At 66.4% G+C, this 18,873-nt stretch carries 19 protein-coding genes and 1 tRNA gene; 4 read left to right on the top strand and 16 right to left on the bottom strand.

Annotated elements, in window-relative coordinates; translation table 11 throughout:
- Positions 1-23: 23 nt before the first annotated feature.
- The 9 genes from IV501_RS05275 to IV501_RS05235 all read right to left on the bottom strand — a co-directional run bounded on the left by IV501_RS05275 (position 24) and on the right by IV501_RS05235 (position 9,001).
- Positions 24-2,468, bottom strand: a complete 2,445-nt coding sequence (locus tag IV501_RS05275; RefSeq protein ID WP_200555305.1) for a DEAD/DEAH box helicase — start codon at positions 2,466-2,468, stop codon at positions 24-26.
- Entirely contained in the window at positions 2,465-3,226 is a 762-nt protein-coding gene (gene tatC / locus IV501_RS05270; protein ID WP_200555465.1) for a twin-arginine translocase subunit TatC, read from the bottom strand. Before tatC ends, IV501_RS05275 begins: the two co-directional genes overlap by 4 nt.
- Positions 3,227-3,326: 100 nt before the next feature.
- Complete coding sequence (gene tatA, locus IV501_RS05265) at positions 3,327-3,569, bottom strand: twin-arginine translocase TatA/TatE family subunit (protein ID WP_200555304.1); 243 nt, start codon at positions 3,567-3,569, stop codon at positions 3,327-3,329.
- 120 nt (positions 3,570-3,689) lie between these two features.
- Positions 3,690-4,091, bottom strand: coding sequence for a hypothetical protein (locus IV501_RS05260; protein ID WP_200555303.1), 402 nt, complete (start codon positions 4,089-4,091; stop codon positions 3,690-3,692).
- Complete coding sequence (locus IV501_RS05255) at positions 4,088-5,074, bottom strand: helix-turn-helix transcriptional regulator (protein ID WP_200555302.1); 987 nt, start codon at positions 5,072-5,074, stop codon at positions 4,088-4,090. The genes IV501_RS05260 and IV501_RS05255 overlap by 4 nt, the downstream gene beginning before the upstream one ends.
- Complete coding sequence (locus tag IV501_RS05250) at positions 5,067-6,083, bottom strand: helix-turn-helix transcriptional regulator (protein WP_200555301.1); 1,017 nt, start codon at positions 6,081-6,083, stop codon at positions 5,067-5,069. Before IV501_RS05250 ends, IV501_RS05255 begins: the two co-directional genes overlap by 8 nt.
- Before the next feature lie 138 nt (positions 6,084-6,221).
- Positions 6,222-7,199 (bottom strand): FKBP-type peptidyl-prolyl cis-trans isomerase, encoded by a 978-nt coding sequence (locus IV501_RS05245; RefSeq protein ID WP_200555300.1) that lies wholly within the window; start codon positions 7,197-7,199, stop codon positions 6,222-6,224.
- A gap of 60 nt (positions 7,200-7,259) precedes the next feature.
- Positions 7,260-8,270: a tRNA (adenine-N1)-methyltransferase gene (locus tag IV501_RS05240; RefSeq protein ID WP_200555299.1), complete on the bottom strand. Its 1,011-nt coding sequence runs from the start codon at positions 8,268-8,270 to the stop codon at positions 7,260-7,262.
- A complete protein-coding gene (locus IV501_RS05235; protein ID WP_307812186.1) occupies positions 8,267-9,001 on the bottom strand; it encodes an HAD family hydrolase in 735 nt (244 codons plus the stop codon). Before IV501_RS05235 ends, IV501_RS05240 begins: the two co-directional genes overlap by 4 nt.
- Before the next feature lie 96 nt (positions 9,002-9,097).
- Between IV501_RS05235 and IV501_RS05230 the strand changes: the two genes are divergently transcribed.
- Positions 9,098-10,075 (top strand): PAC2 family protein, encoded by a 978-nt coding sequence (locus tag IV501_RS05230; protein ID WP_200555463.1) that lies wholly within the window; start codon positions 9,098-9,100, stop codon positions 10,073-10,075.
- A gap of 162 nt (positions 10,076-10,237) precedes the next feature.
- On the opposite strand, the gene mshC is transcribed toward IV501_RS05230, so the two are convergent.
- The 7 genes from mshC to IV501_RS05195 all read right to left on the bottom strand — a co-directional run bounded on the left by mshC (position 10,238) and on the right by IV501_RS05195 (position 16,511).
- Positions 10,238-11,464, bottom strand: a complete 1,227-nt coding sequence (mshC, locus tag IV501_RS05225) for a cysteine--1-D-myo-inosityl 2-amino-2-deoxy-alpha-D-glucopyranoside ligase (RefSeq protein ID WP_200555298.1) — start codon at positions 11,462-11,464, stop codon at positions 10,238-10,240.
- A gap of 58 nt (positions 11,465-11,522) precedes the next feature.
- Positions 11,523-11,708: a hypothetical protein gene (locus tag IV501_RS05220; RefSeq protein WP_200555297.1), complete on the bottom strand. Its 186-nt coding sequence runs from the start codon at positions 11,706-11,708 to the stop codon at positions 11,523-11,525.
- 107 nt (positions 11,709-11,815) lie between these two features.
- On the bottom strand, positions 11,816-12,529 hold the full coding sequence (locus IV501_RS05215) for a GAF and ANTAR domain-containing protein (protein WP_200555296.1): 714 nt from the start codon (positions 12,527-12,529) through the stop codon (positions 11,816-11,818).
- Between the two features lie 9 nt (positions 12,530-12,538).
- On the bottom strand, positions 12,539-13,261 hold the full coding sequence (locus IV501_RS05210; RefSeq protein ID WP_200555295.1) for a GAF and ANTAR domain-containing protein: 723 nt from the start codon (positions 13,259-13,261) through the stop codon (positions 12,539-12,541).
- Between the two features lie 77 nt (positions 13,262-13,338).
- Complete coding sequence (locus tag IV501_RS05205; protein WP_200555294.1) at positions 13,339-14,172, bottom strand: undecaprenyl-diphosphate phosphatase; 834 nt, start codon at positions 14,170-14,172, stop codon at positions 13,339-13,341.
- Positions 14,173-14,185: 13 nt separating this feature from the next.
- Positions 14,186-15,499, bottom strand: a complete 1,314-nt coding sequence (locus tag IV501_RS05200; protein ID WP_200555293.1) for a M20/M25/M40 family metallo-hydrolase — start codon at positions 15,497-15,499, stop codon at positions 14,186-14,188.
- 46 nt (positions 15,500-15,545) lie between these two features.
- Positions 15,546-16,511: a nucleoside hydrolase gene (locus IV501_RS05195; RefSeq protein WP_200555292.1), complete on the bottom strand. Its 966-nt coding sequence runs from the start codon at positions 16,509-16,511 to the stop codon at positions 15,546-15,548.
- A 123-nt stretch (positions 16,512-16,634) separates the two neighbouring features.
- On the opposite strand from IV501_RS05195, the gene IV501_RS05190 reads away from it, so the two are divergent.
- From IV501_RS05190 to IV501_RS05180, 3 genes are all read left to right on the top strand, one after another.
- A tRNA-Leu gene (locus IV501_RS05190) sits at positions 16,635-16,719 on the top strand.
- Positions 16,720-17,050: 331 nt separating this feature from the next.
- The gene (locus IV501_RS05185) at positions 17,051-17,407 is read left to right on the top strand and encodes a YciI family protein (RefSeq protein ID WP_200555291.1); all 357 of its coding nucleotides are present in this window, start codon (positions 17,051-17,053) and stop codon (positions 17,405-17,407) included.
- Between the two features lie 32 nt (positions 17,408-17,439).
- Positions 17,440-18,720 carry an RNA polymerase sigma factor gene (locus IV501_RS05180; RefSeq protein ID WP_200555290.1) on the top strand — a complete coding sequence of 427 codons (1,281 nt, stop codon included), beginning with the start codon at positions 17,440-17,442 and terminating at the stop codon, positions 18,718-18,720.
- The last annotated feature ends 153 nt before the right edge of the window (positions 18,721-18,873 follow it).

Here is an 18,873-nt window from a genome sequence, read left to right as displayed (position 1 = left end):
CGGTCGGATGCTGGATGAAAGGGTTAGGCGACGGAGGAGTACGCCACGATTCCGCGACGGATCGCGTCCAGGGCCTTGCGGGCGGTGCGGCCGACATTACCCTCCGCCACGACGGAGAGCTGGTCGAGCAGATCGATGGTCTGCTTCGTCATCCGCACGAAGTCCCCGGCGGCGAGTTCGGCATCCTGCAGCACCTGGTCGAGACTTGTGCCCTGCGCCCAGCGGTTCATGGCCAGCGCGAGCCCGGTCGAGATCGGATTGCTGCCGGGCAGCTTGTGCGCCCGCTCCAGATCGTCAAGCGTGGCCCAGAGGTCGGTGGTCTTCTCCAGCGCCGGCCGGAACGCACCCTTGGGCAGGTATCGATCGGAGAGTTGTCCCTCGTCACGGCGCGGCTCGTAGACCAGAGACGCAGCCATCGCGGCGAGACCCGCGGGGTCGAGGTCGTTCCAGACACCGCGGCGCAGGCACTCCGCCACCAAGAGGTCGCGTTCGCCGTAGATGCGCCGCAGCGTACGACCGTGCACCGAGGCCGTCACGGTGCCATGGTCGTCGCGCACCAGATAGCCGAGCTCCAGCAGAACATCGGTGACACGGTCGAAGATGCGCGCGACGGCACCCGTTCTGGTGCGGATCTGACGGCTCAGATCATCCGTCTGCTTCTTCAGCCGCCACCAGCGCTCCGCCCAGCGCGCGTGGTTTTCGCGGTCGGGGCAGGAGTGACTGGGATGCTGCTTCAGCCTCTTGCGCAGCACGGTGAGCTGATTCTGCCGCTTGTCTCGCTCGGCGCGACTCTGCGTGTCGGCGCGCGATGCACCCTTGCGCTCGAGGTCGGTGAGCTCGCGACGAATGTTCGAGTACTCACGGAAGTCACCGAGGTGGCAGGTCATCGAGCTCTCGTAGCCGGCCAGCGACTCTTCTTGGCTCCGCACCTTGCGGGCGATGTCGACGACGGCACGGTCGGCCTGGAACTGCGCGAACGACGACTCGAGGATGTCGCGGGCGCGTTCCCGGGAGAACTGCTCGATCAGGTTCACGGCCATGTTGTACGTGGGGGTGAAGCTCGAGTTGAGCGGGTAGGTGCGGCGGGAGGCGAGCGAGGCGACCGCCTGCGGGTCGAGGCCGTCTTGCCACTGGATCACCGAGTGGCCCTCGACGTCGATGCCCCGCCGCCCGGCCCGACCGGTGAGCTGCGTGTACTCCCCCGGGGTGATTGGCACGCGAGCTTCGCCGTTGAACTTCTCGAGCTTCTCGAGCACGACGGTGCGAGCGGGCATGTTGATGCCGAGCGCCAGCGTCTCCGTGGCGAAGACGGCCTTGACCAGTTTCTTCTGGAACAGCTCTTCGACCACCTCCTTGAAGGCGGGAAGCATGCCAGCGTGGTGGGCTGCGACCCCGCGCTGGAGGCCCTCGAGCCATTCCCAGTAGCCGAGCACGGCGAGGTCTTCGTCGAGAATGGTGCGGCAGCGCTCCTCGACGATCTCACGGATCTCGTCGCGCTCCTCGGCGGTGGTCAGCCGAACGCCGGCGCGCAACACCTGTTTGACCGCCTGGTCGCAGCCGACGCGGCTGAAGATGAAGAAGATGGCGGGCAGCAAGTTGCGCTCGCCCAGGAGCTTGACGATATCGGCGCGGTCCATGCGCCCCTCGGCTCCACGATGGCCGCCGCCCCCGCCCTGGTAGCGCCCACGCCGCTGCCGCACATTCGCCGGCGCGTTGCGCCCGCCGCCGGAGCGGACGAGTTGCACCAACTCGGGGTTCACCCGGTTGGTCGCCGCGAGGCCAGACGAGTCGAAGAGGTCGAGCATCTTCGAGCGCACCAGGATGTGCTGGTCGAGCGGCACCGGACGCTCCTCGGAGACGATCACGGCGGTCTCGCCCCGCACCGCCTGCAGCCAGTCGCCGAATTCCTCGGCGTTGGAGACCGTGGCGCTCAGGGAGACCAGACGCACCTGCTGGGGAAGGTGGATGATGACCTCCTCCCACACCGCCCCGCGGAAGCGATCAGCGAGGTAATGCACCTCGTCCATGATCACGAAGGAGAGATCGCGCAGCAGATCGGAGTCGGCGTAGAGCATGTTGCGCAAAACCTCGGTGGTCATGACCACGATGCGCGCGCCCGAATTGATGTTGGTGTCGCCGGTGAGCAGGCCGACGTTGTCTGACCCGTACTCGGCGACGAATTCCTGAAACTTCTGGTTGCTCAGAGCCTTCATCGGTGCCGTGTAGAAGACCTTGGCATGGCTCTGCTGCATCGCCAAGAACACAGCGAACTCGGCGACGATCGTTTTGCCCGCGCCGGTGGGCGCCGCGACCAGCACGCTGTCGCCGTTCTCGAGTGAGACGCAGGACTGCAGCTGGAAGGGGTCGAGGTCGAACGAAAGTCCGGCGCGGAACCGCTCCAGTTTCGGTGAGCCCTGACGGGTCTTCGACAGGGCGTAGCGCTCCGACGGTGTCAACTCAGTGGTCACGCTTTCGCCGTATCGCCGAGGTCGTCGAGCAGCTTGTCCGCCCGTTTGGCGACGCTGCGGTCATGAAGGATCGAGATCGCGGCAGCCGCCAAGTAGAGCACAATCATCGGCGCTGCCAGGAGGAACATTGAAGAGATGTCGGCGGAGGGTGTGGCCAGGGCGCAGAAGACGAAGATCAACAGGATGGCCCATCGCCAGCTGCGAATGATGCTGATGCCGGAGATCAGACCGATGAAGTTGAGAAGCACGAGAAACACCGGCAACACGAATGCGACCCCGACGGCCAGCACCAGTTTGAGGACGAAGCCGAGGTAGTCCTTCGCGCCGATCAGGCTGGAGTCCTGTTTGGGTACAAACGAGCCGAGTACCGAGACGATGTGCGGGAAGACGAACCAGCCGGCGGCGCATCCGATCAGGAAAAGGGGAATGGCACTGAACAAGAATCCGAAGGTGTAGCGCTTCTCTTTGGAGGTCAGCCCGGGGACGAGGAAGGCGAGGATCTGGTACAGCCAGACCGGGCTGGCCGCAACCACACCGATCGTGACCGTGATCTGCAGCCGTACATCGAATGCTTCACTGATGTTGGTGAAGTTCAGACTCGCGGACCGATCGTGGCCGGCGAGGATCGCAATGGGTTCGCGGATCGCCTGCAGGACGTAGTCCTGCACGAACCAGCCGGCGATGGAGAGGACCACCACAGCGATGGCAGAGATGAATAGGCGCTTGCGCAGTTCGAGCAGGTGCTGGCCGAGCGACATCCGGCCTTCGCTGTTTTTGCCTCGCTGCGCGCGTGTGCTCGCCACAGACGTTCTGACCGGCTCGATATCAGACCAACACAGACGTTTCGACGGGGAAGACTTAGGAGTTCGTCTTCGAGGAGTCCGTCGTCTGCGACTTGACCTCGGGGGACGTCTCGTTCAGCTGCACGCCGGGGGTGGCGGTACTGTCGGCGGGCTTGTCCTCCGACTTGATCTCGTTCTTGAAGATCTTCATCGACTGCCCGACGCTCTTGGCCAGGGCGGGAAGCTTCGCCGCACCGAAGATCAGCACGATGATGACCAGAAGGATCAGGGCATGCCAACCGGTGAATCCACTCAACATTGTGTGCCATCCCTAGATCGTGAACCGAATGAACCGGCGAACTGCTGGTGCAGTGAAAACAAGCGAACCCCTAGAGTTTACCGCGCTCCCCGTGTTTTGGCTGGCAGGTCCATAGACCGTTCACCGTCGGTTCGCGCGGCGAGGCTTTCGGAGACGTTCTGATGACGTGGGGATAAACCACTCCTGCGCGCTCGCATCGACCGCGAGCAACGATTTACCGCGCGCGATGCGTGTCTCATGCCGGGCATCTCTGCGCGCGTGGGCAGCCTCGCGCACCCGGTCTCGACGTGCGCGCGTCGCGTCCTCCCCCGCGAGGATCGCCAACTGTTCGACCTGTCCGCGCTGGTCGTCGGCGAGGTCCGAGACGCGATCGAGGATCTCGAGCGTGCCCGAGAGCTTCTCGAGAGCGGAGAACAGCACCATCAGCTTGCGGAACAGCAGAACGCCCAGCAGAACGAGCATCGCGACGAGCGCCAGGCTCAACCCCACCCAGATCAGCAGCCACACCCACCACGCGATCATGCGGGGTCGTCCGTGTAGCGAGCCGCGCCGGCCGCGGCCCAGTCGGCGACGACGGACCGCGCCTCCCCCGGGGCGATAACCGTGACCATGCCGGGAAGACCCGCGATGAGCCGCTTCAGCCCGTGATAGTGCGAGACCAGGATGTTCGCACGCAGTCGCCCGTCGACCTCCACCGTGGGGGTGCCATCGGGGATGTAGTCGGCAACGAGCGGCAGAGCAGACGGAAGGATCTCGATGGTGACGGGGAGGTCATCCGCCGTTCCCTCGAAGAGCGTGTCGGGAAGTGCGACCTCGCCGGCATGGAAGGTGATCGGCTCGGCTGTGACGAGGGGATCGCTGATGCGGTCGATGCGGAAGGTGCGCACGGCGGTACGCAGGTGACACCACCCGCGCAGATACCAGTCCGCATCGACCGATTCGATCCGCAGCGGATCGACCCGGCGACGCTCGTGCTCGCCGCGCGAATTGAGGTAGTCGAATTCGATCTGAACGCCGGCTGCGACGGATTCGCGGATGAGCGCGAGCGTCGCGTCAGACTCCGAGCCTTCCACGGCGACCTGGCTGGGCAGCGCGGAGGCGCCGTGGGACAGCTTGGTCATCAGCGAGGCGATGGCAGAGCGGTCGGCGTTCTCCGGCAGGGCGGAGAGGTACTGGAGCCCGGCAATCAGAGCGGCGGCCTCGCGCCCCGAGAAGCGCGGTGCGTCGTCGATTGCGACCAGGTTGGTGAGAACGATCTGGTCGTTCTCCTCGAAGTCGTCCCAGGCCAGGTCGAACAGGTCACCGTGCTGATACTGGCCGGTCTCCCCCGGGATTCCGGAGACGGCGATCAGCTCGACCGCCTCCCGCACCGCCATCGGCGTCACGCCGAAGTGGTTGGCCGTCTCCTGAACGCTGATTCGTTCGTGCTCCATGAGGAAGGGCACGAGCGACAGCAGGAAGGCGAGCTTGTCTTGCGCCTGCAGGGGAACGGCTCGATCAGCCATGGGATGCCTCCTGATCGGCGTGAGTGTTCGCCGTATCGAGCAGGCGGGCGCGCACCGCGGCGCGCAACACCGGCGGACTGAGCACGACGGCTTCCGGACCGTAGCCCGCGAGCTCGTCGGCGAAGATATTCGCGTCGGAGTAGTGAAGCCGCAGGGTGCCGTCGGGGAGCCGCTCCGTGCCGCGACGCTTGCGCAGGCGAGTGTCTGCGTCGGATCCCGCAACCACCTCCACATCGGCGGTATGCGATTGCCAGACCTGCTCGAGCTCGGCGAGGGCGCGAGCGGTCTGATCACCGACGGGCGCGGCGAAGGTAGTGGAGGTGAGCGTGACCGCACTCACGATGCGACGCAGCAGAAACGTCTTGGTGGTCTCGGTCTGCGGCTCGAGCGCATGAAGATGCCAGCGACCCTGGTGCTGAACCAGCGCGAGCGGAGCGACCTCGCGCACGCGGGCCTCGGCCTCTCCGGGCTTGAGGTAGGCGAAACGGACGATGGAATTGCGCTCTAGGGCCGCCCGCAGCGGCTCGAACGCGGCATCCCGCACCCGCAGTCGTGGAGCGTAGGCGAGAACCGGCTCGTCGGAGACCAGCCCGAGGCCGCGCAGCTTGACGATGGCGCGACGCGACTCCGCCGACAGCGAGCCCTCGCGCCAGACCATTGCGGCAAGGCCGAGCAGCGCGGTCTCCTCCGCGGAGAAACGGATGTCCGCGGGCAGCTCGTAGTCGCCGCGCGGGATTCGATAGCGCAGGTTCTGATTGTTGCCGGGTTGTCCGGGGCTGTCGATCGTTTCGAGCGGCACACCCAGGTCGCGGATGTCGTCTTTGTCGCGTTCGAACTGGCGCTCGAGGTTGGCGTTGTCGCCCGATCGGCGATAGCGCTGGCGATAACCCTGCACTGTTGACAGGATCTCGTGCTTGGTGAGGCCGGTCTCGGTGGCGAGCAGGGCCAGCACAAGGCTGAACAGACGTTCCTCGACGGGAACCTTCGCGGTGGGTGCTGAAGCTGACACGAGAGAGATCCTGGTTAGAAGGGAGACACTCGGCCTGTGTCGGTGAACAGAGCTGTGTCGCACATTGCTGTCGACAACTGCTGTCGACAGACTACCCGCGCAACGCTACGGGAAGATCGCCCGTTTCGGGGTCGAGCTCTACTGCGCGATGCCGAGGATGTCGACGACGTACACCAGCGTTGTGCCGGTGGGAACGGTGACCGTCTGGTCGCTGCCGTCGCTGACGGCGAGCTTCGGCGGAACGACCAGGAGTACGCGAGACCCGACCTTCTGGCCGATCAGCCCGGCGCGAAGGCCGGCGACGACGCCGGCGTTACCGAGGCCGATCACCTTGGCCTGGCCCTCACCGATGGTCCAGCTCGAATCGAAGACCGTCTGGTCTTTCCAACTGATCGCCGTGTACTTCGCGACGATGAAGCTGTCTTTCTTGGTCTTCGGGCCGGTTCCCTGCCGCAGCAGTTCTTTGGTGTAGGTGGTGGGCTCCTTGCCCGCGGGGAGCTGAATGCCGGGCTGGCCGGTCTTGGTGGTGACGACCGAGGGCAGGCCGTTCAGCGGGAGGCGGTTGAACCCTGTGGCCTGAGCGGGGAAGCTCTTGGTGACATCGAGCACGAAGACCAGGGAGTCGGACTTGCGGATGCCCTGGTACGGCTTGTCGTCGTGACCGTCTTTGGAGGTGGCGACGATCGCAATGCGGGAGTTGCCCTGCGCGCACTCGAGACCCTTGGTCACGGCATCGAATGCCGCGCCCTTTGCAATGGTCGAGAAGCCGTCACCCACGGTGTCGTAGTTGCCCTTGGCGACGACCTTGCCGGTGCGGCCGTTGAGGATGGTGAGGTCGTAGAACGCGGACTCCCCCGCGGTCATCGGCTTGCCCTTGCCCGAGACGAGCACGGAGGTCTGCGTCTTCGTGACGTGCAACGGCGTCGGGAAGCTCACCTTCGGCGCCTTCTTCAGAACGCCGCTGGCCTTCACCGATTCGGACGCTGCACCGGACGGCGCTGCGCTCGGCGTGCAGCCGGCGACGGAACCGTCCTTCACCAACGTGGAGGTTCCCGTGCAGGCGGTCAGGCCCGCGAGAATGGCGAAGGCAGCTAGGAGTGCCGTTGTCTTGCGCACGAATCCTCATTTCGGTTGTGCAGGGGTGATGCCGATCGATGCAACTAGGTAATTCTAGGGTTATGCCGGAGGCTCGTCTTTCGCGGCGGCCTCGGCGGCAATGGCCTGCTCGGCGGCGTGCTGCGCTGCACGCGCGGTGCGGCGGAGGCGCTTGTCGGTTGCGGTGCGGTCACCGAGCGCGCCCGGCGTCCAGGCCTCGACATCCTCGTCACTGAAGTCGGTCTTCGATGGTCGGCGCTTCAGCTGCGGCACAACGGTGTCTGGCGCGAGCCGGCGGGCGGTCAAAAGGAACCCGGTGTGCGCAACCATGCGATGGTCTGGCCGCACGGCGAGCCCCTCGACGTGCCAGCCGCGCACCATGGTCTCGGAGGAATCCGGGTCGGTGAACAGGCCGGTCGAACGGATGGCCTCGGCAACGCGGGAGAGCTGCGTGACGGTGGCGATGTAACAGAGCAGAACGCCGCCGGGGGTGAGCGCGTCGGCGACGACGTCGAGGTTCTCCCACGGGGCGAGCATGTCGAGCACGACACGGTCGACAGTTCCCGGTTCGACCGTGGACGGCAGGGCATCGGCGAGGTCTCCGACGGTGACGCTCCAGTTCTCGGGCTCAGCCCCGAGGAAGGTGGTCACGTTGGCCTTGGCCACGGTGGCGAACTCGTCTCGACGTTCAAACGAGGCGAGTCGGCCGCTCGGACCGATGCCGCGAAGCAGCCAGAGGCTCAATGCGCCCGACCCGACTCCGGCCTCCACCACGGTGGCACCCGGGAAGATGTCGCCCAGGCTCAGGATCTGCGCCGCATCCTTCGGGTAGACGATCGCCGCGCCCCGCGGCATCGACATGACGAAGTCGCCGAGAAGCGGGCGGAGGGCGAGGTACTCGTCGCCGTTTGTCGCCGTCACCACGGAGGCATCCTGCAGGCCGATCAGATCGTCGTGCTGGACCATTCCGCGGTGGGTGTGGAAGACCGCGCCCACCTCGAGGGTGATGGTATTGAGGCGACCCTTGGGGCCGGTGAGCTGCACGCGGTCGCCCGCACGGAATGGACCGCTTTGGCGGCGTTCTGCGGTCATGCCGCACCTGCTTTCTCGGCGCCGGAATTCTCGGCGTCGGATTTCATTGCGTCAGATTTCGCTGCGCCGTCTCGGGACGACCTGAAGAGGTCTCCGAGGTCGGCGACGGTCTTACCGGCGAGGGTCGGCCAGATCGTGTAGCCGAGCCCCTCGGTCAGCGGGGAATGAAGGGGCACGCCAACCGAGACCGCACCCGAGGCAACGGCAGCGGCGAGGCCGGTGACCGAATCCTCGATGGCGACACAGTCGAGCGCAGAAACCCCGAGCACCCGTGCGGCGTGAAGGTATGGCTCCGGGTGGGGCTTGCTGTGGGCGACCTCGTCTCCGGCGAGCACGAGATCGAAACCGTCGAAGGGCAGCAGGGAGGCGACATGTCGAGCCATGCGGCTGATCGACATCGTGACCAGAGCAGTCGGGATGCCGGCCTCACGCACCGAGCGCAGGAGCTCGAGGGCGCCGGGGCGCCATGTCACCGAGCTCTCGATGCGTGACTGCACGCGATCGGTCAGCCAGTCGATGATCTCCATCTCGGGAAGATCTACTCCGCGCCCCCGGAGAACGGCCGCCGAATGGTCGAGACCGGAGCCGACCAGGGCGAGCCCGTCGTCGTGCGTCCAGGTTCCACCAAAAGAACTGACAAGCTCCTCCTCGGCGGCGAGCCAGAACGGCTCGGTGTCGACGAGAGTGCCGTCCATGTCCCAGAGCACGGCGGCGGGCAGCAGATCATTCACGGAATCCGAGTTTAGACGGGACGGGGTTCTATCCTTGACGAATGGCAACGGGCCGCCGTCGGCACCGGGCAGGGAGAACATGTGACTGACTCAGGGATGCGCGGCTCGGGAATGCTGAGCGGCCGACTGCTGGTGGTGGCCTTCGAAGGCTGGAATGATGCCGGAGAGGCGGCAAGCGGTGCCGTGCGCTCGCTCAAAGAGCAGCTCGACGTCTACCCCATCTCCGAGATCGACGCGGAACGCTACTTCGATTTCCAATTCAATCGACCCATGGTGTCCATCGATGACGACGGACATAAGCAGCTGACCTGGCCGAACGTGACCGTGTACGGACCCACGGCGCTCAAGGTTCAGCAGGACCGTGCGGCGGCCGAGGCTTTAGAGGGCCAGGACGAGGGCGACGAGCTCGACGGGATCGGCGACAACTCCTCCAACATCTACCTGCTGCTGGGCACCGAGCCGTCGCGCAACTGGCGCAGCTTCACCGCCGAACTGATGGAGACGATCACCGAGACCGGTATCACCGGAATCGTGATGCTCGGGGCGATGCTCGCCGACGTGCCACATACCCGACCGATCAGTGTGTTCGTCGGCAGCGAGAACGCGGATCTCCGGGCCGAGTTGAGTGTGGAGCGGTCGACCTACGAGGGTCCGGTCGGCATCCTCAGCGTGCTGGGCGACGCTGCCGAGAAGGCGGGGATTCCTACGGTCTCGATCTGGGCATCCGTTCCCCACTACGTTCACAACGCGCCATCGCCCAAAGCGACGCTCGCGATCATCGACAAGCTCGAGGAGATCATCGACGTGGTCATCCCCCGCGGCGATCTCGTGGAGGAGTCGGCAGCCTGGGAGAGCGGCATCGACGCACTCGCCGCCGACGACGACGACATGGCGAGCTACATCTCGCAGCTCGAGCAAGCGCGCGACACGGTGGATTCCCCCGAGGCGAGCGGCGAGGCGATCGCTCAGGAGTTCGAGCGCTACCTGCGCCGGAGAGACGGCAAGGCCGGCGGCAAAGACCAGGGTGGCCCGACGGGTCCTCCCGGTTCGGATGACTGGCGGCCGAAGGAGTAGGTCGCTGCACCGTTGGTTGAGTAGCGCCCGAGAGACGAGGACGCGTGTTGAAACCTGGCGCGGGGTTTCGATACGCGAACGCCGTGGACGGCGTGCGCTACTCAACCAGCGGAGCGCAGTGTGGGGTTTCGATACGCGAACGCCGTAGACGGCGTGCGCTACTCAACCGGCGAGGGCGATGCCGAGGAGGGCGTCGATGGCGGCGACCAGGTCGGTGGAGGCGGGCAGTGCTGCATCGATGCGGGCATCGATGAGCTTCAGCGCGGCGGGGGTGTCGAGATCGAAGCTGAGCACAGTGCGAAGCTCGGCCACTCCCCCGTCGCCGGCAACAGCTTCCGCTGCCCACCTGGTCCACGCGGCGAGGCGTGCCGTGGCGATCTCGAGATGCTCGGTGGTCCACTCCCAGTCGGAGCGGTAGTGCTCGGAGAGCAGAGCCAGACGGAGCGCACGCGGGTCGGTGCCGGCGCGGACCAACTCCGAGACCAGCACGAGGTTGCCGAGCGACTTGCTCATCTTCTCGCCCTGGTACGCGACCATGCCGGCGTGGGCATATACCTCGGCCAGCGGTTCACCGGTGAGGGCCGCCGCGTGGCCGGCGCTGAATTCGTGATGGGGGAAGATGAGATCCGACCCGCCGCCGTTGACGGTGACCGGCGACGGCAGGTGGTTCAACGCGATGACCGCGCACTCGATGTGCCAGCCCGGGCGTCCGGCGCCGAGCACGGTCTCCCACGACGGCTCGCCTGCGCGGGCCGAACGCCAGAGCAGCGGATCGAGCGGATGCCGCTTGCCCGGCCGTGCGGGATCGCCGCCGCGCTCGGCGCTGAGCTCCAACATGTTGGCCCGGTCGAGGCGACTCTCCTGCCCGAGGAACCAGGGCGATGAGTCGGCGGCGCTGTCGAAATACAGGTCTTGGGCGGCATCCTCGCTGTCGACGGGGTACGCCACCCCGCTGACGAGCAGATCGTGCACGCCCGCGGCGATCTCGTCGATCACTTCGGTAACCGCGATGTAGCGCTCGGGCGGCAGGATGCGCAGGCTCTCCATGTCGCCACGGAACACGTCGATCTGCCCGGCGGCGAGGGTGCGCCAGTCCACGCCATCACGTGCGGCGCGTTCGAGCAGCGGATCGTCGACATCCGTCGAGTTCTGCACGTAGTGCACCTCGAGGCCGGCGTCGAGCCAGAGCCGCTGCAGCGTGTCGAAGGCCAGGTAGGTGGCCGCGTGACCCAGGTGGGTGGCGTCGTACGGGGTGATGCCGCAGACGTAGAGGCTTGCCGGTCCGTCGCCTCCGACCGACTGCAGTTCGTCGGTCGAGGAGTCATAGACGGTCGGGATGGGTCCGGTGCCGGGCACCGTCGGGACGTCGGGTCTGTGCCAGGACTTCACGCTGTGATCACCGGAAGAGTCTACGGGCGACAGTGTCGCCGCCCGCAACGGTGTGCGGTCAACCGAGCATCACGTCCCATTCGAAATCGGTGGCGTCGTCTTCTGCCTGCCGGGCCTCGGCGCTCGAATATGACCTTGCCGACGTCGTCAGCGCCTGAATAATCACCGATATCGGCGCGTCGGTCATGGACATCCCCGCGAGCGAGCCATCGGGCAAGCCGGTCTGCTCTTCATCGATCGACATTCCGGAACCCCTCGGGAGAAATACTTGGATCACCGGGGTCTGGGGCGCTGCAGTGAACGCTACTCGCGTTATGCACCGCGCGGAACGAAATGTTTCGACACAGGTCGTCAGAGAGCCAATGACCGATCCACCACGTCGGCGGCCACATCACGGAGGTTCCGTCCGGTGTTCCGTGCATGGGCACGCAGCAACGTGAACGCTAAGTCCATGTCCACGGCGCGCAGCTGAGCGATCACGCCCTTGGCCTGTTCGATGACGACACGACTCTCAAGCGCGTTCTGCAACTGCTCGCGGGCCACTTCGCTCTCGCGGATGGCTCGCTCCTGAAGGATGCCGATGGTCGCGACATCGGCGAGCCCCTGTGCTGCGGCAGCGTCCACCGCGGTGAGGCTTCCCGTAGCGGCCCGGAACAGGTTCACCGTTCCGATGATGGAGCCGCGGAGCCTCATCGGTACGCAATGGATCGATCTGAATCCCTGGGCAAGCGCCTCTTCGGCGAATTCGGGCCAGCGCGCCGCCTCCGCGGCGATGTCACTCACCACGACCACCTCACCGCAGACGAATGCCTCCAGACACGGACCGTTGCCGGAGCTGAGCTGCATCATCTCGACCAGCCGGCTCCGCTCGCTGGTAGCGGCGACGAGCGCGAGCTCTCCTTTGTCGTCGGCCAGCATCAGGCCCGCGGCCGAGGCATCCAGGAGTTGCGCGCTGGATTCGATCAACGTCTGCAACAGGTCGACGACGTCATACCCGGCCACCAGGGTGTCGGCAAGCCTGACGAAGGCGCCGACCAAGCGCTCTTCGCGCGATTCGGTCACCATTGGCTCAGTCTATGCATCTGCATCACCGTCTCGTCCACGGGTTTCGGGGGCATCGGTGGAGAACACCAGCCGTCGCTCGACCACATCATTTGCAATCTCTCTTACTGTCTTGGCGGAGCTGAAGGCGTGGGCGCGCAGCAGCAGCATCGCGTCGTCGGCGGCGATGTCGAGCTGCACCAGCACCATTCCCGTCGCCTGGTGAACCTCGTGGCGGGAGTAGCGGGATCCGCTCTCGCTGTCGTCGTGACTGTCGTTGAGCAGACGGCGCAGCACCTGCCACGAAGCGAGTTCGGCGAGCACCGACACCCGAGTGATCTGGTTATCGCTGAGCTGCTGTGCTGTTGATGAATACAGATCAACGGCCCCGATGTCCACACCCCCGACAGAAAGCGGGAACGCGAAGATTGACGCGATCGGCTCCCGACTGACCGCCTCGGCGAACGCCGGCCACGGGGTGTCGGCTTCGGACCGGAGATCCGGATGCAGAACCGGAGCGCGGTTCGCCATCGATTCCCAACACGGCCCCTGGCCGAGGTCGAATTGCATCTCGTCGAGACGAGAGGAGAGGTCATCCGTCGAGCAGATGGTGGACGGGCCCACCCGACTAGCCAGTACCGCCAGGGCGACTCCGGTGGTGGGAACAACGGAGAGGAACGGTCTGCAGAGGTCGGCCGTGCTGTCGCGCGAGTGCAGCAGTTCGCGCCGTGCAGTGTCGAAGGCGTCGTCGCTCATCGGACTTCCGTGATCGGTGCTGCGCGGCGGCGCTGCGAAGTCGCGGACCCGTTTCGCTGAGCCTACCCGTGCACGCCTCAGTTGGCGGCGATGACTCCGCTGGCGAGCAGCGCGATGAGGGCGATGCCGAGCAGGATGCGGTAGATCACGAAGGGAAGGAACGAGCGCTTCGAGATGTAGTTCATGAAGAACGCGATCACGACGAGGCCAACGACGAACGCAACGACGGTCGCGACGGCGATCTCGGCACCGGTGAAGTACTCGGTGGTCGGCGACTTGACCGTCTTGTACAGCTCGTACAGCCCACTGCCGAACACCGCGGGAATGGCGAGGAGAAATGAGTAGCGGGCGGCGGCGGCGCGCTCGTAGCCAAGGAACAACCCGGCGGTGATGGTGCCGCCCGAGCGGGAGACGCCGGGGATGAGGGCGAACGACTGAGCAACCCCGAATACCGCGGCGTGCGGGATGGTCAGGTCTTTGAGGCGACGCTTCTTCGCCCCGACATAGTCGGCGATGCCGAGCAGAATGCCGAAGACGATGAGGGTGACGGCGATGATCCAGAGCGAGCGGAACGTGGTCTCGATGGTCTTCTGGAAGAGGAGCCCCAGGATGACGATCGGGATCGACCCGAAGATGATGAACCAGCCCATCTTCGCGCTCGGGTCATTCCGCGGGATGCGCCCGAACAGCGCCAGGAACCAGCGCGAGATGATCTTCCAGATATCAGCCGCGAAGTAGACGACGACAGCCGCCTCGGTGCCGAGCTGGATGATCGCGGTGAATGCCGCCCCCGGGTCGGCACCGAGTCCCAACAACTCCCCCACGATTCGCACGTGAGCGCTGGAGGAGATCGGCAGGAACTCGGTCAGCCCCTGAACGATCCCGAGGATGATGGCGTTGATGAAGCCCACGAGAACCTACCTGTCAGTAATTCAGCAGCAGGTCCGTCAGAACGTGCCTGCCAAACACTAACGCGTCGAGCGGCACTCGCTCGTCAACGCCATGGAACATCGCCGGAAAGTCGAGGTCGGCGGGCAGCTTGAGCGGGGCGAACCCGTAGCCTTTGATGCCCAGGGTCGACAGTGCCTTATTGTCGGTGCCGCCCGACAGCAGGTACGGCAGCACGGGAGCGCCCGGGTCGTGGGCCTGCAGCGTCGACGTCATGGCGTCGACGAGCTCCCCCGAGAAGGCGGTTTCGAGCCCGATGTCGCGGTGCAGCACGACGATCTCGATGTCGGGGCCGACCAGTTCTTGCACCTGCGCGAGCACGGCATCCTCTTCACCAGGCAGGGTGCGAATGTCGATCAGCGCCTCTGCGGTGTCGGGGATCACGTTGTGCTTGTAGCCGGCGGTCAGCACGGTCGGGTTGGTGGTGGTACGCAGCGAAGCCTGGATGAATCGACTGGTCGATCCGGTGGCGAGGGCCACCTCATCCGGTCCGACCGTCTGAGGGTCGATGTTCAGGATGCCGGCGAGCTCGGTGATCAGCTCGGTCGTCGTCTCGGTGAGGCGGATCGGCCACTCTTGGGTGCCGATGGTCGCGACCGCGGCGGCGAGTTTGGTGACCGCGTTGTCGCGCATCATCTGCGAACCGTGGGCGGCCGTGCCGCGGGCGACCAGCTTGATCCAGATGAGCGCCTTCTCGCCGGTCTGCAGCAGGTACGCCCGCTTGCCGTTGAGGGTCACCGAGTATCCGCCCACTTCGCTGATCGCCTCGGTCGCGCCGGCGAAGAGCTCCGGACGTTCGCGCACCAGGTAGTGCGAGCCGTAGACGCCGCCGTTCTCCTCGTCGGCGAAGAACGCCACCACCAAATCCCGGGCGGGTTGGCGGCCGGAGCTCAGGATGTCGTCGAGCGCCGTGAGCATCATGGCGTCCATGTTCTTCATGTCGACGGCACCGCGGCCCCAGAGCAGCCCGTCTTTGATGACGCCGCCGAAGGGGTCGACGCTCCAGTTATCCGGCTGGGCGGGCACGACGTCGGTGTGGCCGTGCACGACCAGGGCAGGTTTGCTGCGGTCGGCACCCTCCACGCGTGCCACGACGCTCACCCGGCCGGGCTCGGATTCGAACAGCTCCGGCTGGAGCCCGATGCGCGTCAGGTGCGAGGCGACGTACTCGGCCGCATCCGTCTCCCCGTTGGATTTGCCGCCGCCGTAGTTGGTGGTGTCGAAGCGGATCAGGTCGCGGGCGATGCGCGCGGTGGCGTCGAGTTCGTCGTACTGGGTGGCGTCAGACATGCTTCAACGCTATCCGGTACGCCCCGGTGTGCTGGGCCACGCAGACTCACGCCGTGAGCAGCGCAGCCATCAGCTTCGGGGCGAAGGGCTCGGCGACACTCAGCACGAGTCTGGTGCGCGCACGCTCGGTCGGTGGATGCCCGCGGAAGCGCCCGCGCAGGTCACTGACGGTCTGACCGCGGCCGGGGCCATTCGTCGTGTCGATCTCGACGTGCACGATCGGCGCCGAATCGAGCTCGAGGTCACCCAGCGCGACGGCGGCGGCGAGGGGATCGTGCAGCACCGACACGCGTCGGCCGAAGACCTGCACGTAGAAGTCGAAGTAGGTGTCGAGCATCTCGCCGATCGCGTGGGCGACCGGACGGGTCGACGCGAGCAGGCGGTCGCGGTCGTCCGTGTCGAGCAGGCTCTGCATCGTGGTGTCGAGCGGCACCAGCGTCACCGGCCAGGCTGCTTCGAGAACCGCGGCAGCGGCATCCGGATCGTTGTGGACGTTCGCCTCGGCGACCGGCGTGACGTTGCCGGGCACCATGGCGGCCCCGCCCATGATCGTCACGTCGGCGACGAGGTCGGCGATTGTCGGGTCGAGGCGCAGTGCGATGGCGAGATTGGTGAGCGGCCCGATCGCGATCACCCGCAGTTGGCCGGCGTTCTCGTGAGCCAGTCGCACCAACATCTCGGGTGCGGATTCGGCAACCGGATGCCGTGGAGATTCCGGTAACACCACCCCGCCGATGCCGTTGTCGCCGTGCACCCGCGTGGCCCCGCCATGGAACGCCCGCGTGAGGAAGTCGTGCTCCCCCACCGCCACCGGGATGTCGTCGCGGCCCGCCAGAGCGAGCAGGTCGAGCGTGTTGCGAGCAGCACCGGCTGCGGAGGTATTGCCGCTGACGGTGCCGATGCCGAGGAGGGCAGCGTGCTCGGAGGCGAGCAGGTAGGCGATCGCCATGGCGTCGCCGATGCCGGTATCGCAGTCGAGGTAGACGGGCAGCGCGGCGGCAGAATCGGGCATGGTTCTCCAGTTTTCGGGGCAGCCTTCATTGTCGCGAACGATGAACAGTGCCGCGGGTAAAAAACGCTCCCGAGAGCGTGCTAATGTCTTACCTCGGTGCTTCTGCAAGGGAACATCAGATGCGCGCGGATGGCGGAAATGGCAGACGCGCTAGCTTGAGGTGCTAGTGCCCGTATAGGGCGTGGGGGTTCAAGTCCCCCTTCGCGCACAAAGGGTGGTTCGGCTAATTCAGCCGGTCCACTTCATGAAATGGGTCGCGACAATCGGTAATCGGTTGTCCGGCCCATTTTTTGTGTTCGGATGGCGGATGATCGCGGCGGTATCCCGTCGCGTCGCTCCGCCGCGAGACGGCGCCTCAGGTGCGCCGATAGAGTGCAGCACAGCACGCAATGTCGTCTCCGGCACTTATGCGGCGGCGGCGCCGGAAAAATCTTGAAGAAAATCCGGGCGTAGTTGTCGATCCGGCGGCAGGATGTTCGTCGTCATTAGTGACGGAGCCGGACAGGCTGGCCCGCGACTTAATGCAAGGAGGCAGCTCCATGTCCCAGTACGCAATCCTCATCTACGAAGACCCGGCGTTCTACGCGAACGCATCGCCGGAGACGTGGAGTGCGGTGATCGACGCGCACAACACGTTCACCAAGCAGGTCTCCGAGCTCGGCGGGTCTCTCGTCGGCGGGGCGGCGCTCGCGCCCACGACGACGGCCACCACGATCAAGGGTGGCGGCACGGTGACTGACGGCCCGTTCGTCGAGACCAAGGAGGCCTTCGGCGGCTACTACGTCGTGGAGGCGCGCGACCTCGACCACGCCATCGAGATCGCCAAACTGTGCCCGGCCCCCGGCGGCGGCGTCGAAGTTCGCCCGGTCGTGGACCCGACGACCAACCCGTTCTAATCACTCCCAGCGACGAGCCGACCGCGTCCGCAATGCAGGCGGACGCGGTCGCTGCCGCGCTGACGCAGGCCCACCGCTCGGAGTGGGCCTTCGTACTGTCCGCCACGGTGCGCGTCGCGGGCGACCTGGACGTCGCGGAGGAGTGCGCGCAGGAGGCGTACGTCAGCGCGCTACGGGCCTGGACCCGGGACGGCGTCCCGGAGCGGCCCGGCGCGTGGCTGACCACGGCGGCGCGGAACCATGCGCTGGACCGGTTACGTCGCGAGGTCACCCTCCGGCGCAAGCTCCCGCTGCTCGTGGAGCCGGCGACCGTCGATCCGCACGACCCGGCCGCCCTGGACTGGCCCGACGCCGCGGTGCCGGATGACCGACTCCGGCTGGTATTCATCTGCTGTCACCCCACCCTCGCCCCCGAAGCCCGCGTTGCTCTCACCCTGCGCCTGGTCTGCGGCGTTCCCACGCCCGACGTCGCCCGGGCCTTCCTGGTGTCCGAGCCGACGATGGCGGCACGGATCACCCGGGCAAAGAAGAAGATCTCCGACGCGCGGATCCCCTACCGGGTTCCGGCCCGGGCGGAGCTGCCCGAGCGCCTGGACAGTGTCCTCACCGCCCTCCACCTGCTCTTCAGCACCGGCCACACGGCCGGCGAGGGTGACGCGCTCGTCCGTGAGGAGCTCTGCGACCGGGCCCTGCACCTTGCGCGCACCCTCGCCGCAATGCTCCCCGAGCAGGCCGAGACCCGCGGCCTGCTGGGCCTACTGCTCCTCACCGACGCGCGCCGGGCCACCCGCACCGACGAACAGGGCCGGCTGCTCCTGCTCGCTGACCAGGACCGAACGCGCTGGGATCAACGCGCGATTCTGGAGGGGCTCACGGTGACAGCCGGGGCGTTGGCGTCCGGCCCACCGGGGCGGTTCACCCTGCAGGCGGCGATCGCCGGTGTGCACGCGATGGCGCCGTCCCTGGAGCAGACCAACTGGCCGCGCGTAGTGCACCTTTACGACCGGCTGCTGGCGGTGTGGAACACCCCGGTGGTCGCGCTCAATCGGGCTGCCGCCGTGGCGTTCGCCGACGGTCCGGCCGCCGCCCTGCCGCTCCTCGACGAGCTGGCCACCGATCCCCGACTCGCCGACTATCCCTATCTTCCGGCCACGCGCGCCGACCTGCTGCGCCGCCTCGGCGATGCCGACGGCGCGGCTCAGTCGTATCGGCGCGCGATGGAGCTCACGGCGAATGCCGCGGAGCGCGCGTTCCTGGAGCAGCGGCTGGCCGAGGTCAGTCGCGACGCCGGCGCCGAGCCCGCGCCCGGCTGAGGACGGCGGGCTCGGCAGTCACTGCTCCGAGCCCCGCGGGGGCTCCCTCGTCGAACCCCTGGCTCGGGTACTCCCCCGCATCGAATTGCTCGCGCAAGAGCGCCTCCCCTTGGTTGTCTAGCCGTATCGATCCGGAACCGGCGCCCACGGCCG

Source organism: Lacisediminihabitans changchengi, assembly GCF_016634425.1.
Taxonomy (GTDB): domain Bacteria; phylum Actinomycetota; class Actinomycetes; order Actinomycetales; family Microbacteriaceae; genus Lacisediminihabitans; species Lacisediminihabitans changchengi.
Note: the sequence above shows the minus strand (reverse complement) of the source record. Positions and strands in the feature narration are given on the sequence as shown.